The following is a 14,432-nucleotide window of genomic DNA, read 5'->3' on the forward strand; positions in this document are numbered from 1 at the left end:
GCGTCGCAAGGCGGAGGGACAACCGCATGCTGGATGCATACGGGCGTTCCGACTACGAGGCGAGGTGCCGCAGCCGGCGTCGTGCGCCCGCCGGGGGATGACGGCGCAGCCCTTGGCCGTGGCAAGCGTGCCGCTGGACGGAGCGCCGATGTGCCTGCCGTGCCCGGGCGGTCAGTTCAGGCATCGCCCATGACGAGGCCCTCGATGGTGTGCTTCTGCGTCACCGGCTCCAGCACGTCGACGACCGCGCAGTCCAGGTGACGCCGCACGCGCTCCGGAAGCGCTTCCCAGTAGGCCCGGGTGACGGCAGTGTCGTGCCGGTCACCGTTGGCTGCTTCGGGACCGTCCACTCCCAGGACGAGCACCGGACGGGACTTGGAGGAGTTGTTCCTGGTGCCGCGGTGGATGGTGAGCGCCGTGCGAGCGGAGATGTCACCCCGCTGCGGGAACTTGCGTACGGCCCGCTCCTCGTAACGCGCGTAGTGCGAGCGCGGCGGGAACATGTCGTGCCCGAACTCCGGGCTGTCGTCCCACTGCGTACCCGGCGCGATCTCGAAGGGGCCCATGTCCGCCTCCGTGTCCACAGCGGTCACGTTGAACGCCAGGGAGGTCAGCCGTCGCTCGGAGCGGGTCTCCTGCGGCATGGGGAAGTCCCGGTGCCACGGCTGGTTGACCGCGCCTTCGAGCGGAACGTCGAAGCCCAGCTCGACGATCCGGTAGCCGGGCCCCAGCGCGGCAGTACAGACGGACCGCACCCAGGGGTGGTCGACCAGTTCCACGAAGCCGCGCAGCTGCTCGGGGTGTATCTCCACGTAGTAGCGGTGCGGGCCACGTCCGACCGCGCCCCCGGGGCGCGCGAACGCTTCGTGGAAGGCCACCTCGATGTCCTCGCGGAGCCGGTCGGCCCACTCGGGGGCGAAGGCGCCCTTACGTGCGGTGATGCCCTCCGCGTACAGAGCCGCGATGTCGGACGACACATCCTGGTCGAGGTCGGCGAGCGAGACTCCGGGGTACGAGTGCGGGTTCATGCATCCTCCTTGCAGTGTGGGGTCACCCGCAATGTTGCATCGTTGATTTCAACGTTGCAATAGCTGTCGGCGACATTCATCCGCCCTGGCACGGCGTGTCACGATGGGCGAATGAGCAGCAGCCTGAAGGATGTGGCGGCCCGCGCCGGGGTCTCGCCGCGAACGGTGTCGAACGTGGTCAACGGATCTGCCCGAGTCGCGGCGCAGACGCGCCAGCGGGTACAGGAAGCGATCGACGAGCTGGGGTATCGCCCCAACCTCGCGGCTCGCAGCCTCCGGGCCGGACGTACCGGAATCATCGGTCTCGCCATCCCGGAGTTCCAGTCGCCTTACTTCGGAGAGCTTGCGGGGCTGCTGGTCGACGAGGCGCGTCGCCGCTCGTGGACAGTGATCATCGAGCAGACGCGGGGAGACGCGGAGGTCGAACGGCGACTGCTGACCGGTGACAGCGGCCGGGTGATGGACGGGCTGATCATCAGCCCGTGGGCGCTGACGGCAGATGAGCTGACTTCCACCGCGCACACTCTGCCCATCGTGCTGCTCGGCGAACGCAGCTCGCAGGGCAAGGCGGATCATGTGGCGGTGGACAGCGTGGCTGCGGCGGACGAGGCGACCGCTCATCTGCTGGGGCTGGGACGTCGCCGCGTCGCGGCGATCGGACTCCAGCCGCATCTGCAGAACGGCACCGCACAGCAGCGAACCGAGGGCTATCGCAGGGCGCTGCGGCGGGCCGGTATCGCGCCCCGGCCGGAGTGGGAGCGAAGCGTGACCTCTCTGCACCGGGAGGACGGTGCCCGGGCCATGGCCGAACTGCTCGACGGTGACTCCGCCCCCGACGCCGTGTTCGCGTTCAGTGACGAACTGGCGCTGGGTGCCATGCACGTGGCGCATCTGAGAGGCATTCGCATGCCCGAGCAGGTGGCTGTCGTCGGTTTCGACGACGTCGAGGACGGTCGTTTCAGTCACCCGGCGCTGACCACCATCTCCCCCGACAAAGAGCAGATCGCCCAGCGTGCTCTGCAGTGCCTGGCAGACCGTATCTACACTCCGCGCAACCGTGTGCCCGCCACCACTCTGACGATCCCGCACCGGCTGCTGGTGCGTGGAAGCACGGTGCCCGAGGCAGAGGTCTCCGGGTAGCTCGCGGGTCGCAACTCGCGGCGGCACCACACCCGTAGGGGGTGCTGTCGCCGACCGGACCGCTTCGCCGGCCCCTCATGCGAGCGGAGCGGGTGGAGGCGGCGGGAGTCCGGCGACCGGGTGAGGGGCGTCCTGGCGGGCGTTGGCGAGGAAGTGAGCGTTCTCGTCCCAGGGTTCATCCCCGAGATCGGCCTGGCGCGGCTGCTGGACGAGACCGGCAGTCGTGATCTGACGGTGGTCGACGTCCGGCCGGCGTCCGTCGTGCCCCGGTTCGGAGCGTCGGGCTGACGGCGACCAGGCGGGATCATGGGCTTGACCTGCGCTTTTCATCCATGGACACCACGAATGTTTCGGCTCTGCTTGCGAATCATGCGAGAAGTGTTGACGCCGTTCACCGGTTCCCTATCATCAAGTTGCTCGACACTTCGACCCTTGTTCGGTATCTCGAACGAGTCGGAGTTGCTCCACTCGCACAGCAGGGCACCGTCGGGGTCATGTCCAGGGCAATGATCGAGCCGCAAGGAGTGCGTTACCTATGCATATGTCATGGACGCATCAATCGTTGCGTGTCGTCGGCCGCCACCCGGCTCCGCGCCGGCGCGGTTGCCCCTGCGAGGGGCCCTCCGTGCATCCGCCGGGTCCGCCCCGGGGCCGGGCCGAGTCGGCCCCGGGGAGCGCGTGAAGGAGGCGCGGCCCCGCCCCGGCGCTCGGGGGACCGGGAAGGTACGAGCAGGCAGCCCGGTGCCACGAACTGACACCCCATCGACAGTCCGGGACCGCCTCAGACAGGGCATACCGGAACCGCTTACCGAAGGATGAGGAAGTCCCCATGCATAGAGGAAGATTCGGCCGAAGGCATCTGTCCGCGGTGGTCGCCGCCGCGGTCGCGGTCCTGGTCACACTGGCGGCGATGCTCGTTGCCAACCCGGCTCAGGCGGCCACCAGCGGTGCCTTGCGCAATGTTGGTTCCGGCCGTTGCCTCGATGTGCCCGACGCCGGCCAGGCCGACGGCACGTACCTGCAGATCTACGACTGCTGGAGCGGGACCAACCAGCAGTGGACGTTGACGGACAGCAACCAGCTGACCGTGTACGGCAACAAGTGTCTGGACGTTCCGGGCCACGCCACCGCGGCCGGGACCCGGGTGCAGATCTGGAGCTGTTCCGGCGGCACGAACCAGCAGTGGCGGGTGAACGCCGACGGCACCGTCGTCGGCATCGAGTCGGGGCTGTGCCTGGAGACCACAGGCACCGGTACGGCCAACGGCACTGCGGTCGAGATCTGGACGTGCAACGGCGGCAGCAACCAGAAGTGGACCGGCCTGGCCGGGACCTCGAACCCGCCGACGGGTGGCACGTGCGCACTTCCGTCCACGTACCGGTGGACATCGACGGGTGTGCTGGCGCAGCCGGCGAACGGGTGGGTCGCGCTCAAGGACTTCACCACCGTGACGTACAACGGCAAGCACCTGGTCTACGCGTCGAACGTGTCGGGATCGTCCTACGGCTCGATGACGTTCAGCCCCTTCACCAACTGGTCGGACATGGCGTCGGCCGGCCAGAACGGCATGAGCCAGGCCGCGGTGGCGCCCACGCTGTTCTACTTCGCGCCCAAGAACATCTGGGTACTGGCATACCAGTGGGGTGCGTCGGCGTTCGTCTACCGCACGTCGAGCGACCCCACCAAGGCCAACGGCTGGTCCGCTCCGCAGCCGCTGTTCACCGGGAGCATCTCCGGTTCCGGCACGGGCCCGATCGACCAGACCCTCATCGCCGACGGCCAGAACATGTACCTGTTCTTCGCCGGTGACAACGGCAAGATCTACCGGGCGAGCATGCCGATCGGGAACTTCCCGGGCAGCTTCGGTTCGTCGTACACGACGGTCATGAGCGACTCGACGAACAACCTGTTCGAGGCGGTGCAGGTCTACAAGGTCCAGGGCCAGAGCCAATACCTCATGATCGTTGAGGCCATAGGCGCGAACGGGCGCTACTTCCGCTCGTTCACGGCCTCCAGCCTGAGCGGCTCGTGGACGCCGCAGGCCGCCAGCGAGGGCAACCCCTTCGCGGGCAAGGCCAACAGCGGTGCCACCTGGACCAACGACATCAGCCACGGTGACCTCGTCCGCAACAACCCCGACCAGACCATGACCATCGACCCCTGCAACCTGCAGCTCCTGTACCAGGGCAAGTCGCCCACCGCCGGGGGCACCTACGACCAGCTGCCGTGGCGGCCGGGCGTCCTCACCCTGCAGCACTGACCCGCCCGACCACGTGACCGCGTGGCGCGGTCTGCCGGCGCGCGGACGAGGGGACCGCGGTGTGGGCAGCCGCGCCAGGTGAGCGGCACTCATCCATCGAGGAACCCCGGCTGCGCTTCGGCCGGGGTTCCTCTCTTACCGCCGCTTTCCTTGCCGAAGCCGGAGTGTCCGCGTATCCGGAAGGCTTCGACGTCCGCGCCGGTGCTGCGGATCGAGCCTCGGCTGTGGGTGATCGACGGCAGCGACGGACGGGTGTGGGGAGCGAGGTCCGCCAGCGGCACGACGCGCTGTCGCCGAGGCCGGACGTGTGAGGGCGTACTGGGCTGAAGGTTCTTGATCCGTGCAGTGCACCTGCGCGTGTGGGCCACGGGCCCGGGTCGGCTCGGCGACCGTCGAACAAGGCGAGTTGTGGCAACAGTTGCTGGGGGCAGCGGAGCTGAGAGGTTCGGGCGAGTGGCTCCAAGGGGTGATCGCACATGCGCGGGAATGCGGAGCGCACCAGTCGGTCCCGCGCGGTTTTCCCCTCTTCTCAGTCCCGGTTCACTGTGGATCTGCTGGTGGCCGGCCTGCCCCAAGTGGCGACACGGCTGCAAATGTTTTCGCGACCGTAAGGTCCGACTGGCGAGACGTCAAGGGGTCGCGCAGTGCGCACTGAATCCGGTCGGGTGCGATTGGCAGAGCCGAAATATTTCGGCGGGCACCCCTGAGCGTCCTTTATAAGTTTCGGTGAACTTTCGGAAATGATTCATTGACTGCCGCTCTGCGCCGAGCGCATACTCTCCACCGATCGGCACCTCCCCGTAACGGACACGACTCCATACGGTCACACCCGTCCACCTGGCACGTCCACACGCGCATGCCCGGAGCCGGAAGCAGGGGTGGCGGTGATCGTCACTACTTCGCGTACGTACCCGACCCTCACTGCTGCCACGGTCGGCCTGCCGCTCGAACGCCCTACCCGCGCCAACAGGCCATCACCTTGCTCGAACCACTTGCATCACTTGTGTCAATGACGACAGATCAGGGATTTCACGATGATGAGGAAGACACGCAGCGCGACGGCTGTCGCGATCGGCTTGGGCATCGCGCTCGCTGCCACCGGCTGCGCAGGCGACGCCACTGACGGCGGCGGTGCGTCCAACGGCAAGGTCACGGTGACCTTGTGGGAGAACGCGACGCCCGGACCGGGCGCGGAGTACTGGAAGGTCGCCGCGAAGACGTACCACTCGCTGCACCCGAACGTCACGATCAAGGTCCAGACGGTTCAGAACGAGGACTTCGACGGCAAGCTGCAGACCGCGCTCAACTCGAACTCCGCGCCGGACATCTTCCTGCAGCGAGGCGGCGGCAAGATGCAGGCCATGGTCGACGCCGACCAGATCCAGGCGTTGGACCTCACCGCCGCCGACAAGACGAATGCGGGCGCGGCGGGCATCGCAGGCTATTCGATCGACGGCAAGGTCTACGCGATGCCGGTCGACACACAGCCCGAGGGCATCTACTACAGCAAGGACCTGTTCAAGCAGGCCGGCATCACCGCGACGCCGACGACGATGGACGAGCTCGAGGCCGCAGTCGCGAAGCTGAAGGCGATCAAGGTCGCGCCGATCGCCGTCGGCGCCAAGGATGCCTGGCCGGCTGCGCACTGGTACTACAACCTGGCCCTGCGCGCGTGCAGCCAGGACACCATGAAGAATTCCGCCAAGTCGCTCAAGTTCACCGATCCGTGCTGGACGAAGGCCGGTGACGACCTGGCCTCGTTCCTCAAGGTCGAGCCGTTCCAGAAGGGATTCCTGACGAACTCGTCGCAGCAGGGCGCCGGATCCTCGGCGGGCATGCTGGCGAACCACAAGGCGGCCATGGAACTCATGGGCAACTGGGACCCCGGTGTGATCGCCAACTTGACCCCGAACAAGAAGCAGCTCCCTGACCTGGGCTGGTTCCCGTTCCCTGCCGTGGCCGGTGGCCAGGGTGACCCGTCCGCCATCATGGGCGGCCTCGACGGATTCTCGCTGTCCAAGCACGCGCCGAAGGAGGCCGTCGGCTTCCTTCAGTTCCTCGTGACCAAGGAACAGCAGGAGCTCTATTCCAAGGCCTTCTACACGATCCCGGTGAACAAGGAAGCCCAGGGGGTCGTCACCGACTCCTACAACATCTCGGCACTCCAGGCCTTCAACAAGGCCGCCTACTCGATGATGTTCCTCGACACCGAGTACGGCCAGAACGTCGGCAACGCCATGAACACCGCCGTGGTGAACCTGATGGCCGGCAAGGGCAGCGGCGCAGACATAGCCAAGGACACCAACGCTGCCGCCGCGAAGGGCTGAGTAAGCAGAAAATGAGCAACACCCTGGGTACTGACACGGCCACCGGCCGCCAGTCGCAGGGCACGCCCGGAGCCGGGGGCGCGGCCGAGTCCGCGCTCCCGACTCCGCCGCGAGCGGCTGCGCGCCGCCGCGGCCGTGTCAAGATGCGACTCGAGATCGCGCTCCTTTCCGGACCTGCGATCATCATCTTCCTGGCGTTCGTGATCTTCCCGGTCGCGCTCGCCGCGTTCTACGGCTTCTACCGCTGGCACGGCTACGGGGCGCCCACCGACTGGGTCGGCCTGAACAACTACAAACTGATCCTCACCGACCCCGCGTTCCAGCAGGTTCTGTGGCACAGCGGCCTGATCATGGTGCTCTCACTGGTCATCCAGGGGCCGCTCGCGATCACCCTCGCTCTCCTGCTCAACCAGAAGATCCGCGGCCGCTCGGTCATCCGCATCCTGATCTTCGTGCCGTACGTCGTCTCCGAGGTCATCGTCGGCACCGGATGGAGCCTGATGCTCCAGAGCAACGGCGCCGTCAACGACCTGCTGTCGCACATCGGCCTGGGCTCCCTGCAGGCCGAGTGGCTTTCCGACCCGAATCTGGCCCTCTGGACGCTGATGGGCATCATCTCGTGGAAGTACATCGGCTTCGCGGTGATTCTGATGCTCGCCGGCCTGCAGTCGATCCCCACCGAGCTGTTCGAGGCCGCTCAGATCGACGGCGCGTCCTACTGGCAGGTGCAGCGTCGCATCACGCTGCCGCTGCTGGGGCCGACGATCCGCATCTGGGCGTTCCTTTCGATCATCGGCTCGCTGCAGCTGTTCGATCTCGTCTACATCATCTGGGGTCAGTACGTCGCGGGAACTGCGGGCACCTCGACCATGGCGATCTACATGGTCGCGCAGGGTCGCAGCGCGGGGAACTACGGCTACGGCAGTGCCGTCGCGGTCGTGATGTTCCTGATCTCGCTCGTTGTCGCGCTGATCTACCAGCGCTTCGTCCTGCGCCGTGACCTCCGGGGCGCCGTCACCGAAGGAGCCAACTGATGAGCGCGACGACCGCCGACTCCTGGCGTTCCTCCGCTGTGGAGCCGGATACCCCAGTCCGCGGTAATCGTGACAAGCCGCAGAAGTGGGGAAATCCCTTCACCTACTTCGTCGCGCTGCTCTTCATCGGGGTCTGCATCGCACCGATGCTCTACATCGTGCTGGGTGGATTCCGCACCAACTCGCAGATCACCACGAGTCCGGCCGCGCCACCGCACCCCTGGGTCCTCGGCAACTACGTCAGCGTCCTGAGGTCGACGACGTTCTGGGGCGAATTCGCCAACTCGCTCATCGTCGGTCTCGCGAGCACTGTGGGCATCGTGGTTCTGGGCCTGATGGTGAGCTTCGTACTCGCGCGCTATGACTTCAAGCTCAAGGGCGCGATGTATTCCCTGTTCGCCGCCGGTCTGATGTTCCCGATGGTCATCGCGATCACCCCCCTGTACATCGTCATCAAGGAACTCGGCCTCGTCGACAACCTGTTCGGCGTGATCGTCCCGCAGATCGCCTTCGGCCTGCCGACGACCGTCATCATCCTGGTGCCCTTCCTCAGGGCCATTCCGCATGAGATCGAGGAGGCCGCCGCGATCGACGGTGCAAGCCGACTGGGATTCTTCTTCCGCATGGTGATTCCGCTGTCGCTGCCCGGAGTGGTGACCGTCAGTATCCTCGCGTTCATCGGCAGCTGGAACAACTACGTACTGCCCCTGTACATCCTCAACTCGCAGGCGAACTTCACCCTTCCGCTCGGCGTCCAGGCGTTCTCCTCGCAGTACTCCCTGGACACCGCGAAGGTTCTCGCGTTCACCTCACTCGCCATGCTGCCCGCATTGATCTTCTTCTCGATCTTCGAGAAGCGGATAGTCGGCGGTCTCACCGGCGCCGTGAAGGGCTGAAACCGGACAGCTCCGGGGCCGTGTCACGCCTGCCACTGCCCTGCCTGCGGGAGGCGCGTGCGCTGCCGGGGCCCGGAGTGGGACGTGGGAGAAACATGGCGGCCGGTACCTCGCCCCCGAGGTACCGGCCGTTCCCTGTACTGCTGACAGCCTTCAGGCCGTCTGCTTCTTCAGTGACGTCAGGTGGGCGAAGACGACAACATTGGCCGAGTAGCCGTTCTTCTTGTTGAAGCGTCCGCCGCACGTCATGAGCCTGAGCTCCGGACGGCCGGTGTTCCCGTAGACCTTGTCATCCGGGAACTCGTCCTTCGTGTAGGTCTTGACCTCATCGACGGTGAAGACTGCCGTGAGCCGGTCGGCCCGGGCGACCTTCACCGTGTCGCCCCGGTGCAGGGCGTTGAGGTTGAGGAAGATCGCCGGCCCCGTCTCGGTGTCGCGGTGACCGACGATCAGAGACGTTCCCGCGTCACCGGGTGACGGGCCGTTCCGGAACCAGCCCACCACCTTCGGCTTGCTCATCGGCGGGGCGCCGAGGTGACCCTTCCTGTCGAGCTCGAGACCCGTGACCGGCGCCTGGATGAAGATGGCGGGCACCGTGATCTTCACCGGTCGGGAGCGCGACAGGGGCGCGTGCGGGACTCGCTGGGCCGGCAGATCGCCGCCGCCCGCGGCGTCACCGCCGTGGGCGGCGACGGCCGGGTCGTCGGACGAGCCCGAGCCCGCCCGGACGACGCCGGTCACCAGCAAGGAGAGCACGCACAGAGTCATGGTGAGACGGCACGCGCGACTCGGTCCCCGTCGCCGTCGCCGTGGCCGTGGCCGTGGCCGTCGGGTGCGGGCGTTATGCCTCGTTGCGGGCACGACGGCGTGCGGCTCGGCGGACCATGATCAGCCCTGCGGCTCCGGCCGCGCCGGCAGCCAGCGCGGCGGTGGTCCCGACGTTCCAGTCGCTCTCGGAGCTGAGGTTCTCCACGTCCGGGACGCCACCGCCGCCGGCGGGCACGGCACCGGACGGCTTCTCGTAGCTCGACTCGGCGCCCGCCGCGGCACCCGACGCGGACGAGTCCCTGCTGCTGTCCTCCGCCCGGCCACCGCCATTGGCGGGCTTGGAGCAGTCGACACGGAAGGTCTTCTGCCTCGGGGCCGTCGGGGTGATCCACACCAGCTGGTACGTGCCCTTCGGGAGCAGGTACTCCTGGCTGCGCGCCGAGCCGTTCACGAGCGGCAGCGTGCTCTGCAGGGTGTCGCCCGCGGGATCGGTCGGGGGCTGCGCGGTGATCGTCCAGGGGACGGCCTTGAGCGACTCGAAGTTGCTGGCGACGAGGACGAACTTGCAGACCTCGCCTCCGTCACCGCCGTGCGAGTTCCAGCCGCCCGAGCGAATGTCGATGTCGCCGCTGTCGCCGTCAAGAGCGTAGGAGGTGGACGCGCCCGCGAGCGTGACTCCGGCCATGGCGACCGCGGCAGCTACGGCGGCACCCGCACGGGCACTACGGGAACGGACTGAAGCGGAAATACGCATGCTGAACTCCTTCGAGCCGGGATGATTGTCGTACTGATCAAGTGATCGCCTAAGAGATGGCATGGATTGCCGGAGAAACGTGGCGTAACGCTCCGAAAACGCCGACAAATACCCTGAGTAGCCGATAGCGCACCGTGATGAGGGGGGTGGACGAGCCAAGGGCTGAGTGCTCGGAGCGGAGCGGGGGGAGCGGGGGACTGCTCCACCGGTGTGCATCTGCGCCCGCGGTTGCGCGCGGCGTCGTGCTCCTGGGCGCCTGTGGGGTGGGCCCGCGTCAGCCCGCGCTGCTCTCACGGGTGACGGGCAAGTCAACGACCATGCAGAGAAGCGGAGAATCACGCCTCACCGAATTCGGCGAGCGGATGGAATGGGCGAAGACGAAGGCTCCGGGTGTGCCCCCGCCGTCCCCAGCGCGAGCCGGTAGGCCGCATCAGGCGGTGGCTGTGGCGCGGCGGAACCGCTGTCTGCGGGCAGCCCGCCGCTGACGGCGGGCTCGGCTCCCGCTGCTCAGCCGCTACGACTGGGCGATCTCCTCGGATGTGCCGAGGCGGCTGCCGGCCCGGCCGGTTGCCATAGGTCTCGGCGTGGCCGATCGGCGGTGGCCCTTGCGGGTCACCAGTGCGGTGTCGGTACGGCGGGCGTGTCGTCATCGTCGCCGCGCACCGGTCGCGGAGGCTGGTTGAGGACCTCGCGCGCGGTGCCCCCCTCGCCGTCGGCGGTGCGCCGCCGGGCGCGATCTCGTCCGCCGAGGAGAAAGGTGACGATTCCCAGGAGCAGAGTGAGTGCCCCTTTGGTCCGTTCCACGGTGATTCCTTCCAGGGGGTCTGGGAATATCCACCGCGCATCTGAACAATAGACATCAGTACGGGTTGGCGGAGCCATCTGGCTGATGAGGGGGTTGGGTGGGCGGCATCGGTGAGGACGGTCAGTTACCGGGTCTTCGCGAGGCGGCTGACAGGACGGCGTCCTACAGGCAGTTGTCCGAGGACGCCGTCCGGGTGTTCCGCTGGGTGAGCAACCAGGGATCGTGCGACGGGAGGACACTGGGCGCGACTTTGGGACTGCCGGAGAGCTGCGCGGCCTCGGCGGTGGCGACCCTGACCGAACTGCTGCTGCTGCGGCGCCTGCCCGAGGACCCTGACAGGCTGGTGCCGGTCGCGCCTGACGCGGCCATTGCCGCGCTCGTCGCGCCGAAGGAGGCGGGGCTGCGTCGGCAGCTGGCCGAGATCGATCAACTCCGCGGCGAGATGGCCCTCCTGACGCCGCTCTATGCGGAGGGGCAACGTCGGTGGCAGGGGCGGGCGCCGCTGACGGAGGTCACGGACCTGAAGACGGTCATAGGCATGATCACCGAGGCGACCATGCGGTGCCGGCAGGAGGTCCGTACCTGCCACCCCGGCGGAGGCCGTTCTCCCACGCTGCTGGAGCAGGCGTTCATTCAGGACCGGGACATGCTGCGCCGGGGCGTGCGGATGCGCACGCTGTACCAGCACACGGCCCGCTATCACCTGCCCACGCAGGAGTACGCGCGGCGGATGACCGACGAGGGGGCCGAGATCAGGACGCTGAGCGAACTGTTCGGCCGCATGGTGGCTTTCGACGGGGAGACGGTGTTCATCCCGCACCAGGACGACCTGGACGCGGCCATCGTCATCCAGGAGCCGTCCACCGTGGCGTACCTGTGCTCGACCTTCGACCACGCCTGGTCGCTGGCCGAGCCCTATCACCCGGCCTGGACGGAGAGTTCGGCGCGGGACGAGGTGAAGCAAGCCATCGTGCGGCTGCTGGCGGAGGGCATGAAGGACGAGATGGTGGCCCGGCGACTGGGCATGTCGCTGCGCACCTGCCGTAAGCACATCGCCGAGATCATGGAGCAGTTGGGGGCGGCCAGTCGATTCCAGGCCGGCTATCTGGCCCGGGTGCAGTCGTCCGCGCCGGCCCCGGCAGCCCCGGGCGGCGTCTGAGCACCGCACCGGGGGGTGCCCGCGGTGGCGGCGGCCAGTCCGTGCCCGACCGGGCGCATACGGCCCCGGCTCACCCGTTGCGGCTCGGGCCGGAGGCGGCCGGGAGGAGCCCTCGGCGGGAGCCTGCGCGGGCGGGGGAGGAGGCCCGGGTGCCGAGCCGCCAGGGACAGCCCTCAGCATCGCGTCTCCGGCGCGGCCGCCTGTTCGCGCGCGAACAGCAGGGTCAGCCATGGGAGTTCGTAGCGCTCGGCCGCCGCGCCCGCAGCTCTGTGCGCGGTCACGTCCGGACAGGAGGGCGGGGTCAGGACACCGACGTCGATCAGGCCCTCCAGAGCGCGCTGCGTGCCCCGTCCGTCCAGGCCCAGGGCGCGGGCGGCGGTGGGGAGGGAGAAGGCCGGGTCCGGCAGCGCGGCAAGGGCGTGGAGGGTCTCGCGGGCGGCGCCGGGCAGCCGGGCCCAGGCTCCGGCGAGACGGGCGCGGACCCCGAGGCCGCCCGCCGCGAGTTCGTCCAGGGCCTCCAGTGGGTGTTCGAGACGGTCCGCGTACTGTCCGAGCGGCATGTGGCGCAGCACGGACAGGCGGTTCCCGGCCGCCCGCAGAGCGAACGGCAGCAGCCCGGTGGCGGTGACGATGCGTTCGGCGGCGCCGTACTCGGCCGCCAGCCGGGCCCGGCCGATCATGGTGCCGAGCAGGTCCACGGCCTCCTCGGCGGAGAGTGGCGGGAGTTCGGTCCGGTGCGCGGATTCCAGACAGGGCAGTCGGCTCCGGGAGGTGACCAGCGCGGCGGTGGGGCCCGACGGTGGCAGGAGCGGACCGAGGGCGTCGGCGTCAGGTGCGTCGTCCAGCAGCAGCAGGATCCGGCGCCCGGACAGCCAGGAGCGCCAGGCGGTGGCGGCGTCCTCCCGGTCGGCGGGCAGCCGCTGGGTCCAGCCCAGGGAACGGGCCAGCTCCGACATCACCGACCCCCAGGGACGTGTGGAGCCGTCCTCGGCGCACAGTCGGGTGGCGACCACGCCGTCGGGGTAGCGCGCGGCGAGGCGGTGCGCGGCGTGCACGGCAAGGGCCGTCTTGCCGACGCCGGCCGGGCCGGTGAGCATCACCGGAGGGCCACCTTCTCGGCCCAACTGTGTGATGACGTCGTTCAGTTCGCGGTCCCGGCCGGTGAAGTCCGCCAGTTCCGGCGGGAGCAGTCGTGCCCCGGTGCCGCCGCCTCGCGGCCGGGGTGTGGTCACGTCGTCCAACAAGGAGCGGTAGGCGCACTGCAGTGCCGCGCCGGGCTCCAGGCCGAGCTCCCGGGAGAGCTGTTGTCGGCAGTCGTCGTAGGCGGCCAGTGCCTCCGTTCTTCGGCCGACCCGGTGCAGCGCGGTGAGTTGGGCGGCGCGCAGTCGTTCACGCAGCGGGTGGCGGCTCACCATCTCGTCCACGGTGTCGGCGACCGCGGCGGGCTCACCGGTCTCCAACTGCGCCTCCGCCCATGCCTCGTACACGGCGAGCCGGCGTGCGTGCTGCCGCTCGACGGCGGCGCGCAGCACATCGGCTCGGGCCGCGAGGTCGCTGAAGGGGTCATGCCGCCACAGGTCCAGTGCCTGGCGGTACAGCAGGGCAGCGCGGCTCATCGCACCCGCGCGCGCCTCGCCGTCGCCGAGCCGGGCCAGTTCCTCGAACCGCAGGCTGTCGCACTCGTCCGCGGTGAGTTGCAGGACGTAGCCGCCGGGGCCGTGGTGCAGCCGGCCGAGGTCCTCCGGGTCGAGCACCCGGCGGAGCGTCGAGACGTACACCTGAAGGTTCTTGCGAGCGGTCCGCGGCGGGTCGTCGGGCCAGACGGCGTCGGTCAGTTCCTCCATGGACACCGGAGTGTTCGGGCGGGTGAGCAGGACCGCCAGCACGAGGCGCTGCTTCAACGGGCCCAGTGGCAGCGGCAGACCGTTGCGGGAGGCTCGCAGCGGTCCGAGGAGGGTCAGCCGCAGAACGGTGCCGGTGCCGGGGAAAGCACTGGCGTCGGCGCGCTCCTGCGGAATCCGGGAATCCGCTGCCCTGCGGCGGCTTTCGGTGAAAGTATCGGTCATTTTCCCTCAGCCCCTTCCCCAGCCGGTGTCGTCGGAGTTCCGGGAGAAGAGAACAATTCCGTGCACGAAAGCCTCCGGGAGCGGTCGGGGGGGTGGGCGAATCCGCGAGGAACCGTGAATGCGTCGGGAATTCGATGGAATTCCTTCGGTTCTTCACAGCATGGTCACAAGCGGGGGGCGGTGCCATGGGCGTGA

12 protein-coding genes are annotated in these 14,432 nt (G+C 68.4%); 7 read left to right on the forward strand and 5 right to left on the reverse strand.

Annotated elements, in window-relative coordinates; all coding sequences use genetic code 11:
- Nucleotides 1-176 precede the first annotated feature (176 nt).
- Nucleotides 177-1,028, reverse strand: a complete 852-nt coding sequence (locus OG538_RS33545) for a phytanoyl-CoA dioxygenase family protein (protein WP_406099307.1) — start codon at nucleotides 1,026-1,028, stop codon at nucleotides 177-179.
- A 111-nt stretch (nucleotides 1,029-1,139) separates the two neighbouring features.
- Between OG538_RS33545 and OG538_RS33550 the strand changes: the two genes are divergently transcribed.
- The 6 genes from OG538_RS33550 to OG538_RS33575 all read left to right on the forward strand — a co-directional run bounded on the left by OG538_RS33550 (nucleotide 1,140) and on the right by OG538_RS33575 (nucleotide 8,685).
- A complete protein-coding gene (locus OG538_RS33550; RefSeq protein WP_406099309.1) occupies nucleotides 1,140-2,168 on the forward strand; it encodes a LacI family DNA-binding transcriptional regulator in 1,029 nt (342 codons plus the stop codon).
- A 153-nt stretch (nucleotides 2,169-2,321) separates the two neighbouring features.
- Nucleotides 2,322-2,456 (forward strand): hypothetical protein, encoded by a 135-nt coding sequence (locus OG538_RS33555; protein WP_406099311.1) that lies wholly within the window; start codon nucleotides 2,322-2,324, stop codon nucleotides 2,454-2,456.
- A 541-nt stretch (nucleotides 2,457-2,997) separates the two neighbouring features.
- Nucleotides 2,998-4,428, forward strand: a complete 1,431-nt coding sequence (locus tag OG538_RS33560; RefSeq protein ID WP_406099312.1) for a non-reducing end alpha-L-arabinofuranosidase family hydrolase — start codon at nucleotides 2,998-3,000, stop codon at nucleotides 4,426-4,428.
- Between the two features lie 1,034 nt (nucleotides 4,429-5,462).
- On the forward strand, nucleotides 5,463-6,755 hold the full coding sequence (locus OG538_RS33565) for an extracellular solute-binding protein (RefSeq protein ID WP_406099313.1): 1,293 nt from the start codon (nucleotides 5,463-5,465) through the stop codon (nucleotides 6,753-6,755).
- Nucleotides 6,756-6,766: 11 nt separating this feature from the next.
- The gene (locus OG538_RS33570) at nucleotides 6,767-7,789 is read left to right on the forward strand and encodes a carbohydrate ABC transporter permease (RefSeq protein ID WP_406099315.1); all 1,023 of its coding nucleotides are present in this window, start codon (nucleotides 6,767-6,769) and stop codon (nucleotides 7,787-7,789) included.
- Entirely contained in the window at nucleotides 7,789-8,685 is an 897-nt protein-coding gene (locus OG538_RS33575; RefSeq protein WP_406099317.1) for a carbohydrate ABC transporter permease, read from the forward strand. Before OG538_RS33570 ends, OG538_RS33575 begins: the two co-directional genes overlap by 1 nt.
- 153 nt (nucleotides 8,686-8,838) lie before the next feature.
- Here the strand turns inward: OG538_RS33575 and OG538_RS33580 are convergent, their stop codons facing one another.
- From OG538_RS33580 to OG538_RS33590, 3 genes are all read right to left on the reverse strand, one after another.
- On the reverse strand, nucleotides 8,839-9,453 hold the full coding sequence (locus OG538_RS33580; RefSeq protein ID WP_406099318.1) for a class F sortase: 615 nt from the start codon (nucleotides 9,451-9,453) through the stop codon (nucleotides 8,839-8,841).
- A gap of 73 nt (nucleotides 9,454-9,526) precedes the next feature.
- On the reverse strand, nucleotides 9,527-10,207 hold the full coding sequence (locus OG538_RS33585; protein WP_406099319.1) for a hypothetical protein: 681 nt from the start codon (nucleotides 10,205-10,207) through the stop codon (nucleotides 9,527-9,529).
- 612 nt (nucleotides 10,208-10,819) lie between these two features.
- The gene (locus OG538_RS33590) at nucleotides 10,820-11,011 is read right to left on the reverse strand and encodes a hypothetical protein (RefSeq protein ID WP_406099320.1); all 192 of its coding nucleotides are present in this window, start codon (nucleotides 11,009-11,011) and stop codon (nucleotides 10,820-10,822) included.
- A 206-nt stretch (nucleotides 11,012-11,217) separates the two neighbouring features.
- Between OG538_RS33590 and OG538_RS33595 the strand changes: the two genes are divergently transcribed.
- Nucleotides 11,218-12,171, forward strand: a complete 954-nt coding sequence (locus OG538_RS33595) for a LuxR C-terminal-related transcriptional regulator (protein ID WP_406099322.1) — start codon at nucleotides 11,218-11,220, stop codon at nucleotides 12,169-12,171.
- Between the two features lie 173 nt (nucleotides 12,172-12,344).
- Here OG538_RS33595 and OG538_RS33600 read toward each other — a convergent pair whose 3' ends face one another.
- Nucleotides 12,345-14,237, reverse strand: coding sequence for a BTAD domain-containing putative transcriptional regulator (locus OG538_RS33600; RefSeq protein WP_406099323.1), 1,893 nt, complete (start codon nucleotides 14,235-14,237; stop codon nucleotides 12,345-12,347).
- Between the last annotated feature and the right edge of the window lie 195 nt (nucleotides 14,238-14,432).

The organism is Streptomyces sp. NBC_01013, from assembly GCF_045162765.1.
In the GTDB taxonomy this organism is placed as follows: Bacteria; Actinomycetota; Actinomycetes; order Streptomycetales; family Streptomycetaceae; genus Streptomyces.

Coding starts and splice junctions, on each gene's coding strand:
- OG538_RS33545 (WP_406099307.1), bottom strand. CDS start 1,028: ATGAACCCGCACTCGTACCCCGGAGTCTCGCTCGCCGACCTCGACCAG.
- OG538_RS33550 (WP_406099309.1), top strand. CDS start 1,140: ATGAGCAGCAGCCTGAAGGATGTGGCGGCCCGCGCCGGGGTCTCGCCG.
- OG538_RS33560 (WP_406099312.1), top strand. CDS start 2,998: ATGCATAGAGGAAGATTCGGCCGAAGGCATCTGTCCGCGGTGGTCGCC.
- OG538_RS33565 (WP_406099313.1), top strand. CDS start 5,463: ATGATGAGGAAGACACGCAGCGCGACGGCTGTCGCGATCGGCTTGGGC.
- OG538_RS33570 (WP_406099315.1), top strand. CDS start 6,767: ATGAGCAACACCCTGGGTACTGACACGGCCACCGGCCGCCAGTCGCAG.
- OG538_RS33575 (WP_406099317.1), top strand. CDS start 7,789: ATGAGCGCGACGACCGCCGACTCCTGGCGTTCCTCCGCTGTGGAGCCG.
- OG538_RS33580 (WP_406099318.1), bottom strand. CDS start 9,453: ATGACTCTGTGCGTGCTCTCCTTGCTGGTGACCGGCGTCGTCCGGGCG.
- OG538_RS33585 (WP_406099319.1), bottom strand. CDS start 10,207: ATGCGTATTTCCGCTTCAGTCCGTTCCCGTAGTGCCCGTGCGGGTGCC.
- OG538_RS33600 (WP_406099323.1), bottom strand. CDS start 14,237: ATGACCGATACTTTCACCGAAAGCCGCCGCAGGGCAGCGGATTCCCGG.